The sequence below is a fragment of the Allobosea lathyri genome (assembly GCF_900108245.1).
Taxonomy (GTDB): domain Bacteria; phylum Pseudomonadota; class Alphaproteobacteria; order Rhizobiales; family Beijerinckiaceae; genus Allobosea; species Allobosea lathyri.
Genome location: NZ_FNUY01000001.1, coordinates 925,005 through 945,775, shown reverse-complemented (window position 1 = coordinate 945,775; position 20,771 = coordinate 925,005). Strand labels below are relative to the sequence as shown.

General features: G+C 66.6%; 24 protein-coding genes. 7 read left to right on the top strand and 17 right to left on the bottom strand.

Going from position 1 to position 20,771, the window contains the following annotated elements; genetic code table 11:
- Window positions 1-53: 53 nt before the first annotated feature.
- The 6 genes from C4S73_RS04320 to C4S73_RS04295 are packed head-to-tail and all read right to left on the bottom strand — an operon-like array spanning window position 54 to window position 2,388.
- On the bottom strand, window positions 54-263 hold the full coding sequence (locus tag C4S73_RS04320) for a phage tail assembly chaperone (protein WP_280177569.1): 210 nt from the start codon (window positions 261-263) through the stop codon (window positions 54-56).
- Window positions 260-619: a gene transfer agent family protein gene (locus C4S73_RS04315; protein WP_103871171.1), complete on the bottom strand. Its 360-nt coding sequence runs from the start codon at window positions 617-619 to the stop codon at window positions 260-262. Before C4S73_RS04315 ends, C4S73_RS04320 begins: the two co-directional genes overlap by 4 nt.
- A 10-nt stretch (window positions 620-629) precedes the next feature.
- Window positions 630-1,040, bottom strand: a complete 411-nt coding sequence (locus C4S73_RS04310) for a phage major tail protein, TP901-1 family (RefSeq protein WP_103871170.1) — start codon at window positions 1,038-1,040, stop codon at window positions 630-632.
- A 24-nt stretch (window positions 1,041-1,064) separates the two neighbouring features.
- Window positions 1,065-1,475, bottom strand: coding sequence for a DUF3168 domain-containing protein (locus C4S73_RS04305; protein WP_103871169.1), 411 nt, complete (start codon window positions 1,473-1,475; stop codon window positions 1,065-1,067).
- Window positions 1,472-1,816: a phage head closure protein gene (locus tag C4S73_RS04300; protein WP_103871168.1), complete on the bottom strand. Its 345-nt coding sequence runs from the start codon at window positions 1,814-1,816 to the stop codon at window positions 1,472-1,474. The genes C4S73_RS04305 and C4S73_RS04300 overlap by 4 nt, the downstream gene beginning before the upstream one ends.
- A gap of 2 nt (window positions 1,817-1,818) precedes the next feature.
- Complete coding sequence (locus tag C4S73_RS04295; protein WP_103871167.1) at window positions 1,819-2,388, bottom strand: head-tail connector protein; 570 nt, start codon at window positions 2,386-2,388, stop codon at window positions 1,819-1,821.
- 74 nt (window positions 2,389-2,462) lie between these two features.
- Here C4S73_RS04295 and C4S73_RS04290 point away from each other — a divergent pair, with 74 nt between their 5' ends.
- On the top strand, window positions 2,463-3,239 hold the full coding sequence (locus tag C4S73_RS04290) for a S1 family peptidase (RefSeq protein ID WP_103871166.1): 777 nt from the start codon (window positions 2,463-2,465) through the stop codon (window positions 3,237-3,239).
- Window positions 3,240-3,303: 64 nt separating this feature from the next.
- On the top strand, window positions 3,304-4,146 hold the full coding sequence (locus C4S73_RS04285) for a S1 family peptidase (protein WP_103871165.1): 843 nt from the start codon (window positions 3,304-3,306) through the stop codon (window positions 4,144-4,146).
- Between the two features lie 51 nt (window positions 4,147-4,197).
- Here the strand turns inward: C4S73_RS04285 and C4S73_RS04280 are convergent, their stop codons facing one another.
- The 9 genes from C4S73_RS04280 to C4S73_RS04240 all read right to left on the bottom strand — a co-directional run bounded on the left by C4S73_RS04280 (window position 4,198) and on the right by C4S73_RS04240 (window position 11,404).
- The gene (locus C4S73_RS04280; protein ID WP_103871164.1) at window positions 4,198-5,457 is read right to left on the bottom strand and encodes a phage major capsid protein; all 1,260 of its coding nucleotides are present in this window, start codon (window positions 5,455-5,457) and stop codon (window positions 4,198-4,200) included.
- A 23-nt stretch (window positions 5,458-5,480) separates the two neighbouring features.
- Window positions 5,481-6,002: an HK97 family phage prohead protease gene (locus C4S73_RS04275; protein ID WP_103871163.1), complete on the bottom strand. Its 522-nt coding sequence runs from the start codon at window positions 6,000-6,002 to the stop codon at window positions 5,481-5,483.
- The gene (locus C4S73_RS04270) at window positions 5,999-6,181 is read right to left on the bottom strand and encodes a hypothetical protein (protein WP_103871162.1); all 183 of its coding nucleotides are present in this window, start codon (window positions 6,179-6,181) and stop codon (window positions 5,999-6,001) included. Before C4S73_RS04270 ends, C4S73_RS04275 begins: the two co-directional genes overlap by 4 nt.
- Window positions 6,178-6,378 (bottom strand): hypothetical protein, encoded by a 201-nt coding sequence (locus C4S73_RS04265; RefSeq protein WP_342210561.1) that lies wholly within the window; start codon window positions 6,376-6,378, stop codon window positions 6,178-6,180. Before C4S73_RS04265 ends, C4S73_RS04270 begins: the two co-directional genes overlap by 4 nt.
- Window positions 6,375-7,559 carry a phage portal protein gene (locus tag C4S73_RS04260; protein WP_103871161.1) on the bottom strand — a complete coding sequence of 395 codons (1,185 nt, stop codon included), beginning with the start codon at window positions 7,557-7,559 and terminating at the stop codon, window positions 6,375-6,377. Before C4S73_RS04260 ends, C4S73_RS04265 begins: the two co-directional genes overlap by 4 nt.
- Window positions 7,560-7,642: 83 nt before the next feature.
- Window positions 7,643-8,947, bottom strand: coding sequence for a DNA-packaging protein (locus tag C4S73_RS04255; protein WP_483189218.1), 1,305 nt, complete (start codon window positions 8,945-8,947; stop codon window positions 7,643-7,645).
- Window positions 8,889-9,284: a hypothetical protein gene (locus tag C4S73_RS04250; RefSeq protein WP_103871160.1), complete on the bottom strand. Its 396-nt coding sequence runs from the start codon at window positions 9,282-9,284 to the stop codon at window positions 8,889-8,891. Before C4S73_RS04250 ends, C4S73_RS04255 begins: the two co-directional genes overlap by 59 nt.
- 159 nt (window positions 9,285-9,443) lie before the next feature.
- Complete coding sequence (locus tag C4S73_RS04245) at window positions 9,444-10,025, bottom strand: LOG family protein (RefSeq protein ID WP_103871159.1); 582 nt, start codon at window positions 10,023-10,025, stop codon at window positions 9,444-9,446.
- Window positions 10,022-11,404 (bottom strand): dipeptidase, encoded by a 1,383-nt coding sequence (locus C4S73_RS04240; RefSeq protein WP_103871299.1) that lies wholly within the window; start codon window positions 11,402-11,404, stop codon window positions 10,022-10,024. The genes C4S73_RS04245 and C4S73_RS04240 overlap by 4 nt, the downstream gene beginning before the upstream one ends.
- A gap of 229 nt (window positions 11,405-11,633) precedes the next feature.
- On the opposite strand from C4S73_RS04240, the gene C4S73_RS04235 reads away from it, so the two are divergent.
- Complete coding sequence (locus C4S73_RS04235; protein WP_103871158.1) at window positions 11,634-12,974, top strand: Nramp family divalent metal transporter; 1,341 nt, start codon at window positions 11,634-11,636, stop codon at window positions 12,972-12,974.
- Between the two features lie 130 nt (window positions 12,975-13,104).
- On the opposite strand, the gene C4S73_RS04230 is transcribed toward C4S73_RS04235, so the two are convergent.
- On the bottom strand, window positions 13,105-14,664 hold the full coding sequence (locus tag C4S73_RS04230; protein ID WP_103871157.1) for a helicase HerA-like domain-containing protein: 1,560 nt from the start codon (window positions 14,662-14,664) through the stop codon (window positions 13,105-13,107).
- Window positions 14,665-14,813: 149 nt separating this feature from the next.
- On the opposite strand from C4S73_RS04230, the gene C4S73_RS04225 reads away from it, so the two are divergent.
- From C4S73_RS04225 to scpA, 4 genes are all read left to right on the top strand, one after another.
- Window positions 14,814-15,200 carry a hypothetical protein gene (locus C4S73_RS04225; protein ID WP_103871156.1) on the top strand — a complete coding sequence of 129 codons (387 nt, stop codon included), beginning with the start codon at window positions 14,814-14,816 and terminating at the stop codon, window positions 15,198-15,200.
- A gap of 173 nt (window positions 15,201-15,373) precedes the next feature.
- Window positions 15,374-17,353 (top strand): methylmalonyl-CoA mutase subunit beta, encoded by a 1,980-nt coding sequence (locus C4S73_RS04220; RefSeq protein ID WP_103871155.1) that lies wholly within the window; start codon window positions 15,374-15,376, stop codon window positions 17,351-17,353.
- A gap of 14 nt (window positions 17,354-17,367) precedes the next feature.
- Complete coding sequence (gene thiD, locus C4S73_RS04215; RefSeq protein ID WP_103871154.1) at window positions 17,368-18,192, top strand: bifunctional hydroxymethylpyrimidine kinase/phosphomethylpyrimidine kinase; 825 nt, start codon at window positions 17,368-17,370, stop codon at window positions 18,190-18,192.
- Complete coding sequence (scpA, locus tag C4S73_RS04210) at window positions 18,189-20,354, top strand: methylmalonyl-CoA mutase (protein WP_103871153.1); 2,166 nt, start codon at window positions 18,189-18,191, stop codon at window positions 20,352-20,354. The genes thiD and scpA overlap by 4 nt, the downstream gene beginning before the upstream one ends.
- Window positions 20,355-20,413: 59 nt before the next feature.
- On the opposite strand, the gene C4S73_RS04205 is transcribed toward scpA, so the two are convergent.
- Window positions 20,414-20,683 (bottom strand): hypothetical protein, encoded by a 270-nt coding sequence (locus tag C4S73_RS04205; protein ID WP_103871152.1) that lies wholly within the window; start codon window positions 20,681-20,683, stop codon window positions 20,414-20,416.
- Window positions 20,684-20,771: the final 88 nt, after the last annotated feature.

Here is a 20,771-nt window from a genome sequence, read left to right as displayed (position 1 = left end):
CCTCTTCATCGGCCATTGTAATTGCCTCTTCGGAATGGGAGCAGCACGCTGCGTCAGGCGTCGGGATGAGCGGCCATCAGGCTACGAAGCGTCGAGAGTTCCGGTGCGGCCAATGGCTGGGTGCTCTGGTGAGCCCGCAACGCCGCACCGATCTCGCGCGGCGTCGCTTTCCAGAAGGCCTCGGGCGTCCAGCCGAGCCGGCCGAGTCCGAATGCCATGATGTCGCGCCAGGGAAAGGGTTGTGCCGCCGGCAACGGGCTCACATCGCCGGCGGCTGCGGAGGGCGCGCCGGCTCCCCTTCGACGGCGGCTGCGTCGCCGAAGGTCGCCTCCAGCAGGCCGATCGCCGCCTTGATCGCCCCGTTCAGCCCGCCGTCGAACGCAAGGTTCGCGACCTGGTCTTCGCTGACGCTGCTGCCGGCACCGCGTAACCCGGCAGTGAGGATACGTGTCACGTCCCGCGCAGAGAGGCGGCCGCCGATGAAGCGCTCGCCCAGCGCCGGCAGGCTGTCGACGGCGAAGGCATGTTCGAGTTCGGCGAGCGCGCCTAATGTCAGGCGCATCGGGAGCGCCTCGCCCTCGACCATGAGCGCGGTTTCGCCGCGATGGCGGTTGATCATGTCCGGCTCCTCAAAGCAGCGTGAAGGTCAGCTGACCGGCGGATTCCAGCGAGAGGTCGAACGTCACCTCGCCGGCGTGGTCGCCGCGATATTCCAGGCTCGAAAGCTGGAACGGGCCGGTGATCGTGCCGAAATCGGGAACGATCACCTGCCAGTTCCGGATCGCGCCATCGAAGAAGATCTGGCGCACCAGCGCGTCCGAGGTCTCATCCTTGAAAATGCCGGCGCCGCTGATGCTGGCCCGGCGCATGCCAGCCCCCGCCAGCAATTCGCGCCAGCGTCCCGCGGATTCCGAATGTGTGACGTCGACCGCTTCGGCGTTGAACGCGATCTGCCGGGCACGCAGCCCGGCGACGGTGACGAAGGCCCCGCCTCCATCCGCCGCCTTGAGCAGCAGATCCTTGCCCTTTTGTGCCGACATCCGGCGCCTCCCTGTCTCAAGAGTTCAGAGTGTTTCCGTGACCGCGCGAAAGCGGATGGTGACGAAAGCGAGCCCGGCCTTGGCTTCACGCGCCAATCGGCTGGACTGCCATTTCAGATTGATGAGCCTGTGCCCCGTGAGCGCGAGCGGTGCGTCATCGAGCGCTTTGACGATGAGTGCTGCAGCCTCCAGCGCCTGTTTCGCTGAGCTGCTCTCGCCGGCCCAGACCACCAGCGCGACGTCCTGCTCGCAGCCGCCGTCACTGCCGGTCGACCAGTCGCGGGCGTCGACATCGCCATGGACGACATAGACGCCTCGCGCGGCGCGCGGCGCCTCGCCATGGATGCGGCCCGCTCCTATGAGCGCGGTCAGTGCCGGGTCTGCCGCCAGACGGGCCTGGATCGCAGCTCGCAACGCAAGAATGGCGTCACTCATGTCCCGACCTCCGCGACAAGGCAGACAAGCCGCCGTCGCCCGTCTTCGGGATCGGAAACCGCGCGGATATCGAAGATGCGCTCGCCGTCGCGCAGGCGCTGGCCCGCATCGACGCCCGCCCGCCAGCGCATGGTCACGCGACAGCTCGCGACCTGCTCAGGCCGCCCCATGCGCCAATGCTCGCTGCCTGAGAGCCACTCGACCTGCGCCCAGACCGCCGCGACGGTCGCGTAGCTTTGCGTCGCACCGCCGAGGCCATCGGGAACGAGAACCGGCGCTTCGAGCACCAGCCTGCGTCGCAACGCGCCGATCGGAGCGGTTCCATTGCTTGCCCCCGCCATGCTCAAAGCCTCACGCGACGGAACGGCGCGACCAGTGCGATGATTTCGGCCGGCAACCCCTCGGCATCTCTGCCGACGACATCGCCGCGCTGTTCGAACCAGCGTGCGGCGAGGCGCAACACCGCCTGTCGCAGCAGGGCCGGGACCGTGACGGCGGTCGGGCCGTAGCCGGCGACGACATCGATCTCGATCGCCCCGTGTGCCCGGCCGATCTCCGGCAACTCGCCGGCCATGCGGATGACCGGCGGATCGGCGGTCTTGTCGAGCAGCAGGGCGGTCGCCGCGACTGGTTGCGCGGCGCCGAGCACGTCATAGACACGCGCTGCCGTGATCGCGCTGACCGGCGACAGCGGCAGGCGGATCTCGCCGCCACGTGGCCAGCGGTCGATCACGATGCGCCAGCTCTGATCGATCAGGAAGCGGCCGGACGTCGCCTCGATCATCAACCTCGCTGCGGTGATCAAAGTGCCGAGCAGGCTGTCCTCGTCGTTGCCATCGAGCCGCAGAAACATCCTGGCTTCGGGAAGGGAGACCGGCTCGAACGCCGGAGGTGTCAGGGCAAGCGGCGTCATGATCGCTCCGATTCAGGGTTCAATTTCGAGATGCGACGCGCTATCCAGCGCCTCCCCGACGAGAGGAGCGCGTGATGCGCATCGGACGTTTGATCGCTGCCGCCGGCCTCGCTTTCGGCGTCGGCCTGGCCTGCTGGCCGGCCGGAGCTGTCGTCGGCGGCCGCGATGGTGGCCCGGCCGCGGGCTCGACCCTGATGGTCCTGAACGCGCGCGGCGGTGTCTGCTCGGGCATCGTACTGTCGTCGCGCGCGATCCTGACCGCAGCCCATTGCGCCGATGGCGGCACCGATCTGCGCGTTCACTGGAAGGATGCCGGCGAGCCGGTGCTGATCGCGCCGGCCGCGATCAGCCTTCATCCCGAGTTCAATGCCAAGGCGATCACGGCGCGGCGCCGCTCGATCGATCTCGCGCTGTTGCGTCTGTCGGCTCCGCTGCCGGCGCGGTTTGCTCCCGCACAGCTGGTCGATGGGCCGTTGCCGCGGGCGGGCTCCGAGATCACGCTGTCCGGCTATGGCGTTCTGCGCGAGGGCGAGGCGCGCAGCACCGGCACATACCGCTCGGCCGGGCTGGTCGCGGTCGAACCCTATGGGCCAGGGAGCATCCTGATCTGGGCGGCCGACCCTGCAGGAGCCGGAAAGCGCCCGGGCGCCGGTGCCTGCCAGGGCGATTCCGGCGGTCCGATGATGCTTGGCGACGGCGCCATCACCGCCGTGACGAGCTGGTCGACCGGACCGTCAGCCAAGAGTTGCGGCCTGCTTAGCCAGGGCGTGCTCGTCGCGCCGCAACGCAGCTGGATCGACCGGACGCTGTCGCAATGGGGCGAAAGCGCCAGCTGGACGACACGCCGCTGACGGAAGGACTGGACTGTGACGCCACAGTCCATAGATTGACGAGAGCTTCCAACTGGTCCGCATCATGACATTGCGCTCTCTTGCCTTCGGCATCGCTATCGCACTGAGCGCCGCCGCGCAGCCGGCCCTGGCCGTCGTCGGCGGCACGACCTCGCGCGACATCGGCGGCGCGCGCGCCTCGACGGTGCGCGTCGAAACCAGCCGGGGCGAACTCTGCTCGGGCGCGGCCATCGCGCCCGAACTCGTGCTCACGGCTGCGCACTGCCTAATGGGCGGCGGCTCCGTCAGCGTCGTCAGCCTCGACACGCGGTTTCGCGCCCGCCGGCACATGGTCGTCGCTGTCCTGCCGCATCCGACCTTCGTGCCCGGCACGACGCCGCGCACACAGCCTGGCGCCGACCTCGCGGTGCTCAGGCTTGCCGCGCCACTGCCGCGCGACATCGAGCCCGTTTCGCTCGGCGGCGGGCTCTGGCAGGGCGAGACCGTGACCATGGCGGGCTTTGGCCTCTCCGCCGAGAACAACAAGCAGACCGCGCGGCGGCTGCGCGAAACGCCGCTGGTGAATGCCGGCAGCTACACCACGCAGAACACCGTCAAGGTCGCCGTCGACATCGAAGCGCGCGGCGAAAGCCCCGGTGCCGGCGCCTGCCGCGGCGATTCCGGCGGCCCGGTCCTGCGCGGCGATGCCAATTCGCGCGATCTGGTCGGCATCGTCAGTTGGTCGAGCGGCCCGCTCAACTCACGCGTCCGGCGCATTTGCGGTGGCTTCACCGCGATCACCCCGATCAGCGAGTACCGAAGCTGGATTTCGGAGGCGAGCGCACGGCTGCTCGCGCGCGGCCCCGACGGACAGCAGGACGCGCCGGCGCCGCCCAACGCCGGCTACAGCTGGTGGTTTTCGCGCTGAGGATAGAGCGCAAAGCGCCCTATCCACTCGCCCCAGCTGATTATCCGCGGCTCAGACCGCGAACTTCAGACCCTTGATCGCAGCGAAGTCCTGCACGCCACCACCGACGCGCTTGGTCGTGTAGAACAGCACATAGGGCTTGGCCGAGTAGGGATCGCGCAGGATGCGCACGCCGGCCCGGTCGACGACGAGATAGCCGCGCCGGAAATCGCCGAACGCCAGCGAGATCGCATTGTTGGCGAGGTTGGGCATCTCCTCGGCCTCCACCAGCGGGAAGCCGAGCAGCGTCGCCGGAGCCCCTACAGCGGCCGGCGGCTGCCAGAGATACTGGCCCGTCGAGTCCCTGAACTTGCGGATGATGCTTTGCGTCTTGCGATTCATCACGAAGGACGCGTTCTGCCGGTAGCCGGCTTTCAGCGCATAGACGAGGTCGACCAGGATGTCGGACTGGTTCGAGGCGGCGAATGCTCCGGCAACGCCGGTGTTGAGCACGCCGATATTGCCCCAGCTCCAGCTGGCATCAGCCACGGTCGGATAGGCAAGGAAGCCCTTGGGCTTGTCGCTGCCATCGCCTGAGACGAAAGCCGCCCCTTCCTGCTCCGCGAAAGCGCTCTCGACCTCCTCGGCGATCCACTGGTCGATATTGACGATCGCGTCATCGAGCAGGGTCTGGGTCGCCGCCGGCATGGCGTAGAGTTCCATGGCCGGGAAGGACAGTTCCGCCAGCGTCGGCGTGCCGCCCTGCGGACGCGCCGCGGCTTCCGCCACCCAGCCGGAAGCCGGGCCCGTGGTCGAGAACGCCTTCTTGTAGGTGCCCGACGAGATCGTCCGCACCGTCGAGATCGCCCGGATCGGCGAGGCGGCGACGAGGCGCCTCAGGATTTCGCCCTCGACGGTGGACGGAGCGAGATAGCCGCCATCGGGACCGGAGCCGGCCGACAGCGCCTTGCCTTCCAGCCGCTTCAACCCGCCGGCCTCGCCGCTGCGGACATAGGATGCGAAAGCGGCCTTGTGCTCGCTGACCAGCGGATCACGCGGGCCGTCATGGCTGAGAGCGGGGCGGCTGCGGTCGAGCGTCAGCCGGTCGATCCTGCGCATGGTGTCGTCGAGCGCGGCATCCATTCGCGCCATCTTCTCCTCGGTGAGAGGATCAGCGCCACGACGCGTCTCGATATCGGCCAGACGCTCGTCATTGCTGACGCGGTAGCTTTCCAGCGTGTAGCGCAGGTCCTCGAATGCGAGCGACAGATCGGCGCCGGCAGCCTTGGTCTCGGGAGCCTTTATAGCGGGAGCATGGTTCAAGGTGGTCATGGTCTCTCCTCGGTGGAATGGATTCAGGCGTTGCGGAAAGCGGGGGCACGGCGAACGGCCTTGACGGCGGAGACGCGCGCCTGCGGCAGCATCGGGAAGGTCACGAGCGAGACTTCCCAGAGATCGACCCTCTCGAGCCGGCGCAGGCCGGTGCGAGGTTCGGTTCGGGCCTTCTCGGGGCGAAAGCCGATGGAGAGCCCATCGATCGCGCCCTCACGCATCAGCACGTGAACCTCTCGGGCGCGCCCGACTGCCAACGAAAGCTGGCCGCGCACGAACAGGCCGCGCGAATCCTCGACGAGGCTGAGCCAGCGGCCGATCGGCTCGGCCGGATCATGCTGCCAGAGCAGTTTCACGCCCGACGGTCCACGTCGGACCAGACTCTCGCGAAAGGCTCCAGGCTCGACCACGTCCTTGCCCATGTCGGCGATGCGGAACAGGCTGGCATAGCCCTCGAACATGCCGTCGAGCCTGGTTCGCATCAGTGGCTCGCCCAGGAATTTCGCCTCGCGTGCGAAAGGGCCGCCCGATAGCGCCACCCTCATCGCGTGGTCTCCCGCGCCTTGCGCCCCTCGCCTGCGCCACCTTCGAGCCGGGCGAGATTCTGGACGAAACGGCCGATCGTCTCGGCATTGGCGCCTGAACGGCCGGGCTTTGCGGGCGGCGCACGACCGGGGCCCGACGATGCGGATGGCTGCGGCTTTTTCTCACCGGAGCGTTTCATGATTGATCTCCCTCGAGGCGGGCATTGAAGCGATTGAGCTCGCGGACGAATTCGTCGAAGCGCCGGTTGGCGGCGGTCATCTCGCGTAGCATGAAATAGGCAAAGGCAGAGGCCGACCCCGCCCAGAGCAGCAGTCCGAGATGGCCGACATCCGCGCGGCCGACAAAGGCGGTCAGGATCTGGTCGATTGCGTTCATGGCGCGATGTCCCCCTTGTTGACGGTCCGGCCATAGCCGACCGCTTCGCGTTTCTCGTCCTCGCTGAGAAAGGTCGCGGCGCTCAGCCGCCGCCAGAGCGACTCGCGCTCCTCCGCCAGTGCCTCGATGGCGTCGAGGTCGGGCTCGAGGGTGAGTTCGTCGCCGAATGACGGGCCCAGCCACTGCGCCAGCGATTGTGCCGTGCGCCGCACCAGCGGGATGGCCGTCTGGCGCCAGAAGGCGCGGTTGGCTTCGGCGAAGTTCGCATGCGTATTGTCGCCCGGCAGCCCCAGCAGCAGTGGCGGGACGCCGAAGGCGAGCGCGATCTCGCGCGCCGCCACGCCTTTCGCCGCCACGAAATCGAGTTCTGCCGGCGTGAGCGAGAGCGGCTTCCAGTCGAGCCCGCCTTCCAGAAGCAGGGGTCGGCCGGCATTGCGGGCGCCCTGGAAACTTTCTTCCAGCTCCTGCTTCAACCGCTCGAACTGGGCATCGCTCAGCGTCGCACCGTCCGGGCCGTCATAGACCAGAGCGCCCGAGGGCCTCGCGGCATTGTCGAGCAGCGCCTTGTGCCAGTTGCTGGCGGCGTTGTGGATGTCGAGCGAGCAGGCGGCAGCCTCGATCGGCGACAGCCCGTAATGGTCGTCGACCGGGTGGAACAGCGTCAGATGCAGGATCGGCGGCAGTGCATTGTCGTCCTGCCGAAAGCGCATCGTGTCGCCGCCGACCGTATAGTCGTAAGCCTCCGGCCAACCGTCCCGACCGGGGACGATCCGCATTCGGTCCGGGCGCAGGGCATAGAGCTCGCGCGGCTCGGCGCCGACATTGACCGCCTCGACATAGGCATTGCCGGCAACCAGCAGGTGGCCGAACAGCATTTCGCGGAAGGCGATGCCGCCCTGACGGGGATTGGGCTTGTCGATCAGCGCCAGCACCGGGTGTTCCGGCATCTCGCGCTCGCCCACCTTGGCGATCAGCGGCGTCTGAGCCGCAGCTTCCGCGATCAGCCGCACGCAACGATGCACGACCGGATTGCGCTCATAGCCCTCGCGGGCAAGCCCGGCATAGTCGCGCGGAGTCCAGACCGCTCGCCCCGCCTCGTGCAGCGCAATCAGCGGTCCGACGCGCGAGCGTTTCTGATCCGGCGCGGGGTTCCCGCGCAGGTTGCGAAGAAAATTGAGCATGGATGTCTCGCTATTGAGCGGTGAACGACTTGCTGTGACCGCCGGGGCGGAGCCTGGCGCTGCCCCGGCCGGAACGTCGCGGCTTAAATCCCACGCACTCGCGGCCTGCCTCTCGCCGCCAGCATCAGATGCGTCAGTGCCCAGACCAGCGCGTCAAGCCGGTCGGGCGAACGGCCGGAGCTCAGGCCGCCCGGCCCGAAATCGCAGAGTTCATCCTCCAGTGCCGGGAAGCGCCCGGCATGGCGGACACGGCCTTGCGCGTAGAGGGCGGCGACCGGCTCGGCCCTCAGGTATTTTCCGCGCGTGGCCCTGACCGCCGTCACCGGCACGCCGGCATCGACCTCGCGGATGACGCTGCTCGCCATCTCGCCGCCCTGGTTGACCTCGACGACGAGCGCGTCCGCTTCATGCCGCTGGTAGAGCGCGACGGCTCTGGCCGCCCATTCATGCGGACGTGCGCCCGAGATCGTCGCGTCTTCCAGCACATGGCCGAGACCTTCGCGATCGATACCGGCGACGACCAGACCGCAGGAATCGGCCCGCTGCGACGACGATGCCGGCGGGTCCACCGCCACGACGATCCGGGCCAGCGCAGGAGCGGCCGGTTCGCGGCAGCCCTCGATCATGGCGCGGGTCCAGAGCGCATCGGCGCTTTCCTCGACCATCTCGCCATCGAGCTCCTGCCGGCCCAGCCGCGTTCCGCCATAGGTTTCCTCGACGCTGCGCAGAAAATCGGCTGCGAGATTGAAACGGTTGGCCCGTGTCGCCGCCCGGCTGACAGCAACATGAGGATCGACCAGCAGCCGCTTGATCAGCGGGACCGGCCGTGGCGTCGTCGTCACCACCTGCCGGGGCCGGTCGCCGAGGCGCAGTCCGAATTGCAGCATGTCCCAGCACTCCTGAAGGTTCGGCCATTTCGCCAGCTCGTCGGACCAGGCTGCGGCGAATTGCGGCCCGCGCAGCCCTTCGGGGTCCTCGGCAGAAAAGGCCTGCGCGATCGCGCCATTGGGCCATTCCAGCCGCCGCCGCGACGGCGACCAGGTGGGACGTTCCCAGCGCGTATGGATCGACAGCAATCCGGAGACGCCCTCGATCATGACATCGCGAACCTGGCCCTGGGTCTCGCCGACCAGTGCGATCCGGCCGGTCGGAGCATCGGCGAAAGGCCGCTGCCCCAGTGCCATGCCCTTGATCCACTCGGCTCCGGTTCGGGTCTTGCCGGCGCCACGCCCTCCCAGAACGAGCCAGACGAAGCAATCGGTCTGCTCCGGCGGCTTCTGGTCGGGGCGTGCCCAAATCATCCATTCGGCGACGATGACCTCGTATTCGTCAGGCGACGCCGTTTCCAGCAGCTGCCGAAGCAGCGGAACCCGCTTCTTCGGCGGCAAGGACTTCAAGACGTCGTGCAAGTTCCTTGCGAAGCTCTGCGACGTGGCGCAATCCAGCGGCAGGCGAGAGGTCATCGGTGGCTTTGCCTCCCTGGTTCACGGTCGAAGCTTCCAGCGCGACCAGTTCGCGGACCGTGCGGGCGAGCGTCGCCAGCGCCTTCGCGTCGCTTTCGCTCGCGGCAGCGCCTTTCGGCAGTTCGTCGAGATGGGCCTCGTGCGCCTCCAGCTGCCGCTTGGCCGCTCGCCAGAGCTTGCCGATCACGGCCTTGCGGGCGACCGGCAAGCGCCGGGCGGGCGCGGCCGGCAAGGCCGGCGCGTCGTCGTCTTCGTTGGACATGGGGATCTCCGTCGGCCGGACACGCAAAAGCCGCCGGCTGAGAGCGCGGCGGCTTTGCTGTCTGGTCACACTTCGTGAGCGTTCCTGATGTCTACCCGATCAGCGTCACGATGTCAAGATAATATTCCTACAACCCTAGGGCGCATGGCCGAAAGAAAATCAGACCTGCTCCTTCTCGACCCATTTGATCGTTGCCGCCGGGACATATTGCTCCATGCGGTCGAGCAGGGTCGCCGGCTCCGTATCGGTCATCGCTATGGCGCGGTGCGTCTGCTTCAGGAAGCCGGCTTCGACCGTGCCGTCGAGGAAGCTGGCGAGCGGATCGTAGAAGCCGGCAATGTTCAAGAGCCCGAGCGGCTTGGAATGGATGCCGAGCTGGCCCCAGGTCCAGATCTCGAACAGCTCCTCGAATGTGCCGATACCGCCGGGCATGGCGATGAAACCATCCGAGAGCTCAGCCATCCGCGCCTTGCGGGTGTGCATGGTGTCGACCACTTCGAGCCGCGTCAGCCCGAAATGGCCGATTTCCTTTTCGCGCAAGGCGCGGGGAATAATGCCGTGAACCTCGCCGCCGGCCTCCAGCGCCGCATTCGCGACGATGCCCATCAGCCCAACAGCGCCGCCGCCATAGACCAGGACGAGCCCGCGACGCGCGATCTCGGTGCCCATGGCGCGTGCGCCGGCCGCATAGACCGGCTCATTGCCGGGGTTCGAACCGCAGAAGACACAAATCGATTTCATGAACCCAACGCCTGCAAGATGCGCGCCCAGGAGCGCTGACCCTTATGGAAAGACGAGAGATCGTATTTCTCGTTGGGCGAATGTAGCCGGTCATCGTCGAGGCCGAAACCGACCAGCAGCGTATCCATGCCGAGCAGGCGCTTGAAATCGCCGACGACCGGGACGGAGCCGCCGGAGCCGATGCTGACGGCCTTGCGGCCCCATTCCTCGGTCAGGGCAGCCCGCGCCTTGGTCAGCGCCGGCAAATCCGCGGGCACCACGATCGCGGGCGAGCCGCTATGGCCGATGAACTCGGCGGTGGCGTCCGCCGGCAGCCTTTCGCGCACGAATGCGTGGAAAGCGGCGGCGATCTTGTCGGGATCCTGCTTGCCGACGAGACGGAAGGAGATCTTGGCCGAGGCTTTCGCCGCGATCACCGTCTTGCTGCCCTCGCCGGTATAGCCGCCCCAGATACCGTTGACGTCACAGGTCGGGCGCGACTGGATCTGCTCGATCAGCAGGCGTCCCTTCTCGCCGATGGAATGCTTCAGCCCGATCTGGCCGAGAAACTCCTCTTCGGTCAGGTCCAGCGCCTGCCACTCCGCCTTCTGCTCGGGCGAAGGTTCCAGGACACCATCATAGAAGCCGGGAATCATGATCCGGCCGGTCTCGTCGTGAAGTGCCGCGACGATGCGCGAGAGCACGTGAACGGGATTGGCCGCCGCTCCGCCGAACAGGCCCGAATGAAGATCGCGATCGGCGCAGGTGATCGTGACCTCCTGATAGACCATGCCGCGCAGCGAAGCCGTGATCGCTGGGGTTTCGCGGTCCCACATGCCGGTATCGCAGACGAGGGCGAAATCGGCCTTCAACTCCTCGGCATTCTCCCTGACGAAGGCCGGGAGATTGACGGAGCCCGACTCCTCCTCGCCCTCGACGAGGATGGTGACACCGACAGGCAGATCACCGGTCTCGGCCAGCGTCGCGCGCAGCGCCTCGACGAAGGTCATGACCTGTCCCTTGTCGTCGCAGGCCCCGCGCGCGACGATGACCTTGCGGCCCGGCGCGATCTCCTTGACCATCGGCTTGAACGGCTCGGTATCCCAGAGATTCAGCGGATCGACCGGCTGCACGTCGTAATGCCCGTAGAACAGGACATGCGGGGCGCCGGGCTTGGGCCGATGGGCGACCACGACCGGATGGCCGGGCGTCTCACGCAACGACGCCTTGAAGCCAAGCGATTCAAGATCGACCCGCAGCCATTCGGCGGCGCGACGGCTCTCGGCGGCATAGGCTGAATCGGTCGAGATCGAAGGGATCTCAAGCCAGGACGACAGGCGCGCGAGCGAGCCTTCGAGATCGGCGTCGAGGCGGGAGAGAACGGCGGGGAGCTTGGACATGGCATCCATCGGGTGCGATTCAGATGGCGCCATCATGGCAAGGCGCGCTGCCCGCGTCAGCCCTCAATAGCTCATGCCTCTTGCGCGTCCTCTTGCGCATCCTCTTGCGCATCGCGTTTCGACACCGCATCCAAGATGTTTTATTGCGACTGCTTCGCAACTGCATTGACAGCGGGAGCCTGCCACCTCTAGCTTGGTTATTGCAAACAGATCGCAACAAGGTTTTTCCATGCTGACAAAGCCCCCGCCTCCCGAATCGATCTGGTTGCGTGCCCGCGGCGAGCCCTCGCTCGCGGACGTGTTCCGTACCGTCAAAGTCGCGTCCGGCGCGTCCTCCTGGCGCAAGTTCCTGGCCTTCTTCGGGCCCGGTTATCTCGTCGCCGTCGGCTATATGGACCCCGGGAACTGGGCGACATCGCTCACCGGCGGCGCGCAGTTCGGCTATACGCTGCTGGTCGTCGCGCTCGTTTCCAACATCATGGCGATCGTGCTGCAATCGCTCTGCGCGCGGCTGGCCATCGCTACGGGGCGCGATCTCGCGCAGGCCTGCCGCGACGCTTATCCGCGCGCCCTGGCCTGGCCGCTCTGGCTTCTGGCGGAACTCGCCATCTGCGCCACCGATCTCGCCGAGGTCATCGGCACGGCGATCGGCCTGAACCTGCTGTTCGGTATTCCGCTTGAAATCGGCGTCCTGATCACGGCGCTCGACGTCTTTCTTATTCTGTGGCTCCAGACCAAGGGGTTCCGCTGGGTCGAAGCCTTCATCATCACGCTTCTCGGCGTCATCGCGGTCTGTTTCGCGATCCAGATCGCGCTTGCCGACCCCGATTGGGGCCAGGTCATCCGCGGCTTCGCCCCGACGACCGAGATCGTCACCAATCCCAACATGCTCTACATCGCGCTCGGGATCATCGGCGCGACGGTGATGCCGCATAATCTCTATCTGCATTCGGGAATCGTGCAGACCCGGGCCTATGGCGAGACCCTGCCGGAGAAGCGCGAGGCTCTGAAATTCGCCACCATAGACTCGACGGTGGCGCTGATGTTCGCGCTGCTGATCAACGCCTCGATTCTGATCCTCGCCGCCGCGACATTCCACAAGACCGGTCAGACCGACGTCGCGGAACTCGGCCGTGCGCAGGAATTGCTGGCGCCGCTTCTGGGCCTTTCGATCGCCCCTGCCCTGTTCGCCATCGCCTTGCTCTGCTGCGGGCTGAACTCGACGGTGACCGCAACCATGGCCGGCCAGATCGTGATGGAGGGCTTCCTGGAGATCCGGCTTCCGGCCTGGCTGCGCCGGCTCCTGACCCGGCTGGTCGCGATCGTGCCCGCCATTGCCGTCACCATGATCTATGGCGAGGGGCAGACCGGCAAGCTGCTGATCCTGAGCCAGGTCGTCCTGAGCCTTCAGCTCCCCTTCGCAGTGGTCCCGCTGGTGATGTTCACCGGCTCGAAGGAAAAGATGGGTGCACTTGTCGCACCGCGCTGGCTGAGCATTTTCGCCGCCACCATCGCCGCGATCATCATCCTGCTCAATCTGAAGCTACTGACCGACCTCGCGATGGGCTGAAGGCGCCGCGCGGGGGGCGGCGCGCTCCGCTGGATCATCGGGCCGGACATCGCATCCGACCCGATGATCCAGCTCCTTGTTTTCGCATCGATTTTCTTCAAATATCGCAATCCACTTTTCGGGCCGATGCCTAGCGCTTCCCGCCCATCATCGACCCCAGCACGCCGCGCAGGATCGCGGTGCCGACCTGCCGGCCGATTGAGGTCGCAGCCGAGCGCGCCGCCGAGGTGATGATCTTCTCGGTCATGCTCTGCGGCAGGGCGCCGCCCCGGCTGCCCGGGCCGGTCTTGGGACGAGGCGCGGGCGTGCCGCCGCCGAACCAGCCGCCGATCGTGTCCATGATGCCGCCGTCCCCCGTCGCCGAGGCCTCCACGGCGCTGCCGTCCGGGTTGAGGTTCTTGCGCTTCATCAGATCTTCATAGGCGGACTCACGATCGACCATCGTGTCGTATTTGCCCTTGAAGCCGGAATTGCTCATCGCCTGCTGGCGCTCCTGCACGCTGCAGGGCCCGACCTGCGCCATCGGCGGCGCGATATGGGTGCGCTCGACCATGGTCGGCGTGCCCTTGCCTTCGAGCGTCGAGGTCAGCGCCTCGCCGACGGCAAGCTGCGTGATCGCCTCCTCCGTCTTGAACTTCGGATTCTGGCGGAATGTCTCGGCGGCTGCGCGCACCGCCTTCTGGTCGCGCGGGGTGAAGGCGCGCAGCGCATGCTGGACGCGATTGCCGAGCTGGGCGAGCACCGTATCGGGAATATCCAGCGGGTTCTGCGTCACGAAGTAGACGCCGACGCCCTTGGAGCGGATCAGGCGCACGACCTGTTCGACCGCCGTCAGCAGCGCCTTGGGCGCTCCGTTGAACAGCAGATGCGCCTCGTCAAAGAAGAAGACGAGCTTTGGCTTGTCGAGATCGCCGACCTCCGGCAACTGCTCGAACAGCTCCGAGAGCAGCCAGAGCAGGAAGGTGGCGTAGAGCCGGGGATTCGCCATCAGCTTGTCGGCGGCCATGATGTTGACGATGCCGCGCCCGTCGCGGTCGGTCTTCATCAGGTCGCTGATCTCGAGCGCCGGCTCGCCGAAGAACATGTCGCCCTTCTGGTTTTCCAGAACGAGCAGCGAGCGCTGGATCGTGCCGACCGACTGGGCGGTGACATTGCCGTATTTCGTCGTCAGGTCCGAGGCGTTCTCCGCGATAAAGGAGAGGATCGCGCGGAGATCCTTCAGATCGAGCAGGAGCAGCTTCTGCTCGTCTGCGATGCGGAAGGCGATGTTGAGCACGCCTTCCTGGGTGTCGTTGAGATCGAGCAGGCGGGCGAGCAGCAGCGGCCCCATTTCGGAAATGGTTGCGCGAACCGGGTGGCCCTGCTCGCCGAAGACATCCCAGAACACGGTGGTGAACTGGTCCGGCACGTAGGGGATGCCAAGCTCCTTGGCGCGGGCCACAAAGGGCGGCTTGGAATCGCCGGGCGCCGCAATGCCTGAAAGGTCGCCCTTGATGTCGGCGGCGAAGACCGGAACGCCGTTGCGCGCGAATCCCTCTGCCATCACCTGCAGCGTCACGGTCTTGCCCGTGCCCGTCGCGCCGGTGACGAGGCCATGGCGGTTGGCGAGCTTGAGCAGCAGGTTCTCCGGCTTCCAGCTCTTGCCGATCAGGATGGCGTCCTTGTCCGTCACGAGATCTGCATCCGCCATTGTGTCCGCCTGTTGTGTTATCGAAAAGTCAGGGTCAAGGGTTTAGCGAAACGCGCCAGCGGGCGGAAGCCCGATACCCGCTTGATTAGATCGTTAATATATGAACTATCTCCCGGCCGCATCACGCCGCCAATGACAGGGACAAGACCATGGATGAACTGATCTCGCGCATCATCGCCGCTTCCGGGCTCGACGAGCCTCTCGCACGCAAGGCGCTCGGCATCATCCTCGCCTTTCTCCAGAAGGAAGGTCCTCCCGCCGAGATCGGCCAGCTCATGGCAGCGCTGCCCGGCGCACAGGAACTCGCCGATGCCGAGGGCGGCGCCAAGGGCGGCCTGATGGGCATGGTCGGCGGCCTGATGGGCGGCGGCGGTGGCGTGATGGCGCTCGGCGGCCAGCTGATGGGTGCCGGCCTGTCGATGGGACAGATCCAGTCGGTCTCCAAGGAGATGTTCGCGGTCGGCCGCGAAAAGGCGGGCGAGGACGCGATGGGCGCGATCGTCGGCGCCATTCCCGGTCTCGGGCAGTTCGTCTGAGCCAACATTTACCAGCCACAGAGTTCGTTCAACGCCGTCCTTCGGGGCGGCGTTGTCGTATCGCCCGCATTTGCGCACCCCGGCTGCGACGAAGTAGGGATGGCGGTGCGCCCGCACCCATGGCAATCAGCGCCTCGCAATTGCACAATGCGGAGAGAGGAGCACCGACGCGCATGAACTCGGCCGCAGCATCCGACCTGCTCTATCTCGACGCCTTTGCCACGCCGTCGCATGAGACATGGCGTGCGGCCGTCGACAAGGTCCTGAAGGGCGGGGATTTCGAGAAGCGGCTGGTCGGCCGCAGTGCCGACGGCATCCGTATCGAACCGCTCTACCCTGCCGCTCATCCGGCGATGCGGCCGCTTCGTGGCGAGGCAGGCCGCTGGCATGTCGCGGCGCGCGTCGATCATCCAGAGCCAGCAGAGGCGCAGAAACTCGCGCTCGCCGATCTCGAAGGTGGCGCGGATTCGCTCGTCCTGACCTTCGCGGGAGCGCGTGCCGCGCGGGGCTACGGGCTCGTGGCCGAGGATGTCGCTGCGCTCGACACAGCCCTCGACGGTGCCATGCTGGATCTGATCCGGCTGCGGATCGACCCTGCGCCGCAAGGCCGCGTCAATGCCCTGATGCTCGCGGCGCTCGTCGAAAAGCGCGGATTGACGCCCGATGCGACCATGATCGATTTCGGGCTGGACCCGATCGGGCTTCTGGCCAGCGCAGGCGCCTTTGCGGCCTCTTGGCCTGAGATCGGCCGCCGACTGGCTGAGACGATCCGGGCCTTGCAGGGGCGTGGCTTCAAGGGGCCATTCCTGACCGCCGATGCACGACCCTATCACGAGGCCGGCGCCAGCGAGGCGCAGGAACTCGGCGCAGTCCTTGGGACCGCAATCGCCTATCTGCGCGCGCTGGAAGCGCAGGGTCTGACGCTCAGTGAAGCCCGGGATGCGATCTCCTTCGTGCTTGTCGCGGATACCGACGAGTTCCTGACGATCGCGAAGTTCCGCGCGGCGCGCCTGCTCTGGGAGCGCGTTCAGAGCGCCTGCGGCCTCGAACCCAAGCCAATGATCCTGCATGCGGAAACCGCGTGGCGCTCGCTGACGAAACGCGATCCTTGGGTCAACCTGCTGCGCGGCACGATCGCGACCTTTTCGGCCGGCATCGGCGGGGCCGACTCGCTGACGGTGCAGCCCTTTACCGCCGCAATCGGCCTGTCCGACGCTTTCGCGCGGCGCATCGCGCGCAACACCCAGCTCGTACTGCTCGAAGAAGCGAACCTCTGGCGCGTAGCCGATCCAGCGGCCGGCGCCGGCAGTTTCGAGGCGCTGACACAGGCGCTGTGCGAACAGGCCTGGACGAAGCTTCAGGACCTGGAACGGGAGGCCCGGGACGGCCTGCCCGGTATCGTTGCCGCGCTCGCCAATGGTCATGTTCAGGCGGGCCTTGCCAAGCAGCGCGAGCTGCGGGCGAAAGCCATTGCCAGCCGTCGCGAGCCGATCACCGGCACCAGCGAGTTTCCAAATCTCAGGGAAACGGCGGTGGCCGTGCTCGATTTCGCGCCGGTCAAGCGCCCGAAAGCATCCCCTGCGACGACGAAAGCCTCCAAGCAGGACCAGAACGCGCTGATCGACCGCCTCATCAAGGGGGCGCCCCGCGCGGAGGCGCTGACGGCGGCCGAAGACGGCTTGCGGGCCGAACCCCTGCCGTCCTTGCGCCTGTCAGAGCCGTTCGAGGCCCTGCGCGACAAGGCCGACGCCTTTGCGCAGCGGCCGGTCGTCTTCCTCGCCACGCTCGGTCCAATCGCTGATTTCGCGACGCGAGCCGGTTTTGCACGGAACCTGTTCGAAGCCGGTGGATTAGCGGCTCCGAGCACCGAGGGTTTTGCCACGAACGGCGCCACCGATCTTCCTGCTCTCATCGCGGCCTACAAGGCATCGGGCGCACGCCTCGCCTGTTTGTGCGGCTCGGACGCCAATTATGCCAGCGAAGGCAGCGCGGCCGCCGAAGCCCTGAGCCAGGCCGGCGCGACCGTCTGGCTGGCCGGACGACCGGGGGAGAGCGAGGCCGCCCTGAACAAAGCCGGCGTGGCGTCGTTCATCTATGCAGGCTGCGACGTGCTCGATGCCCTCGGGCGCGCGCACGCCATCACGACCGTTTGAATGGAGAGCCTATCTTGACCGCCATCGCCCTGACGATCGCCGGCTCCGATTCCAGTGGCGGCGCCGGTATCCAGGCTGACATCAAGACCTTCGCGGCCCATCAGGTCTATGGCGCCAGCGTGATCGTGGCGCTGACCGCGCAGAACACCCGCTGCGTCAGCGGCATTCACGCCGTGCCGGCAGATTTCGTCGCCAAGCAGATCGATGCCGTTTTCGAGGATCTCGATGTGGCTGCCGTCAAGATCGGCATGCTGGCGACGACCGAGCTGATCGAGACGGTTGCGGCAGGACTGAAGCGCCACGGCGCGCGCAATATCGTGCTCGATCCCGTGATGATCGCAGCGTCGGGCGCGCGGCTGCTCGAAAACGATGCGGTCGACGCGATCCGTCGCCACCTTTTCCCGCTGGCGACGCTGGTGACGCCGAACCTGCCCGAGGCCGCCGCGCTGCTGGGCACGAGCATCGCCGAGACCGACGACGCCGTCGATGAGCAGGCCGAGAAACTCGCCGCATTCGGGGTCGCCAACGTGCTGATCAAGGGTGGCCATGGCAGCGGTGAGACCAGCAGCGACCTGCTGCTACTCGCCGGCGGCGCGCGGCAGCGTTTCAACGCGCCCCGGTTTGAGACGCGCAACACGCACGGCACGGGCTGCACGCTGTCTTCGGCGATCGCATCCGGTCTGGCGAAGGGGCTGGCGCTGCCCGAGGCGGTCGCCCAGGCAAAAACCTATATCACGGCCGCCATTGCGGCGGCCGATCAGGTTCCTGTTGGCCATGGCCACGGACCGGTGCATCATTTCCACCATTGGTGGGACATGACCGACGGGAGACAGCCATGACGTCGATCCCGGATTTCACGAAACTGGCCTTTGCCGACGGGCCGGCAACTGCCTCCGCCACGTTGCCCACCGGCGAGGATTGGCTGACGCCGGAAGGTATTCCGGTGAAGCCGATGTTCACGGCCGCTGATCGCGAAGGCCTGCCCTTCGTCGATACGCTGCCGGGCATCGCGCCTTATCTGCGCGGGCCGTACCCGACCATGTATGTCAACCAGCCCTGGACGATCCGGCAATATGCCGGCTTCTCGACGGCCGAGGATTCCAACGCCTTCTACCGGCGTAATCTCGCCGCCGGGCAGAAGGGCCTTTCGGTCGCCTTCGATCTCGCGACCCATCGCGGCTATGACAGCGACCATCCGCGCGTCGGTGGCGATGTCGGCATGGCCGGCGTCGCGATCGACTCGATCTACGACATGCGCACGCTGTTCTCAGGCATCCCGCTCGACCAGATGAGCGTGTCGATGACGATGAACGGCGCGGTCCTGCCGGTGCTGGCGCTCTATATTGTCGCGGCCGAGGAACAGGGCGTCCCGGCGGCGAAGCTCTCGGGGACCATCCAGAACGACATTCTCAAGGAGTTCATGGTCCGCAATACCTATATCTACCCGCCCGCCCCCTCGATGCGGATCATCGGCGACATCTTCTCCTACACGTCGCAGAACATGCCGAAATTCAACTCGATCTCGATTTCCGGCTACCACATGCAGGAAGCGGGAGCGACGCAGGACCTCGAACTCGGCTACACGCTCGCCGACGGCGTCGAATATATCCGCGCCGGCCAGCGCGCGGGGCTTGGCGTCGATGTCTTCGCGCCACGCCTGTCCTTCTTCTGGGCCATCGGCATGAACTTCTTCATGGAAGTCGCCAAGCTCAGGGCCGGTCGCCTGATCTGGGCCAAGCTGGTCAAGGATTTCGGCCCGACCAACGAAAAGTCCCTGCCGCTGCGCACGCATTGCCAGACGTCAGGTTGGTCCCTGACGGCGCAGGACGTGTTCAACAACGTGCCGCGAACCATGATCGAGGCGATGGCGGCGACGCAGGGGCATACGCAGTCGCTGCACACCAATGCGCTCGACGAAGCGCTGGCCCTGCCGACCGACTTCTCCGCCCGCATCGCCCGCAACACGCAGATCGTGCTGCAGCAGGAGAGCGGCACCAGCCGGATCATCGACCCCTGGGGCGGCTCCTATTATGTCGAGCGCCTCACTGCGGAACTCGCCGCCAAGGCCTGGGGCCATATCAGGGAGGTCGAGGCTCTCGGCGGCATGGCCAAGGCGATCGAGGCCGGCATCCCGAAGCTGCGCATCGAGGAGGCCGCCGCCAAGACACAGGCGCGCATCGATGGCGGCCAGCAGGCGATCATCGGCGTCAACATGTTCAAGCCCGACAACGAGGCCTCGATCGACGTACTCAAGGTCGACAACGCCTCCGTGCGCAGCCAGCAGCTCGAAAAGCTGCGGCGGCTCAAGGCGGAGCGCGTCGAAGCGGATGTGCAGGCCGCCCTGACGGCGCTGACCAATGGCGCGAAGGGCGATGCCAATCTGCTCGACCTTGCGGTCAAGGCAGCGCGTGCAAAAGCCACCGTCGGCGAGATCTCGATGGCGATGGAGCAGGTCTTCGGACGCCACCGGGCCGAGATCAAATCGATTTCGGGCGTCTACAAGCGGGAGGTCGGCACGATGAATCCAGCCGTCATGCGCGTGCAGATGATGACGCAGGCCTTCGAGGAGGCAGATGGCCGCCGCCCGCGCATCCTCGTCGCCAAGATGGGCCAGGATGGGCATGATCGCGGCCAGAAGGTCATCGCCTCGGCCTTCGCCGATCTCGGCTTCGACGTCGATATCGGGCCGCTCTTCGCAACGCCGGACGAGGCGGCGCGACAGGCCGTCGAGAACGACGTCCACATCGTCGGCGTATCCTCGCTGGCAGCCGGCCACCTGACGCTGGTACCCGAACTCAAGGGCGCGCTCGCCAAGGCGGGGCGGCCCGACATCATGATCGTGGTTGGCGGCGTCATCCCGCCGCAGGATTTCGCGGCGCTGATGGAAGCGGGCGCCAGCGCGATCTTCCCGCCGGGAACCGTGATCGCCGACGCGGCCGAAAAACTGCTCGAGGAGCTGAACAGCCGGCTTGGCTATGTGCAGCGGACGGCCGCCGAATAGCAGACAGGCGCTGCCAAAGGCCGCGCCTGTCCCATGGTCACGACTGTCGGTGCGCGACACTACCTCCAGCCGTAGCCATAGCCGTAACGCTGTGGCTGCGGGCGGGAGCCGTAGCCATCATTGTAGCGCTGCCAGCGGCGCTGGCCCCAATAGCCATGGAATGCCGGCGGGGGCGGCCGACGCCAGCCATAGGCCGGGCGATCGTAGCCCGCCTCATAGCGCCCGCCGAAGGCCTCGGCAGAACTGACATTCACGAAGCTTGCAGCCGCCACAGCGGTCGCACCGAGGACGAAGGTGGCGAGGCTGACACCGGCGAATTTGCGGAACATGGTCCCTGTCCTGTCTGGTGGCAGGGGACATCCCCTTGCCTGACATGGACATTCGCAGGTCACGGCTGAATGACCCTTGAGGACGTCG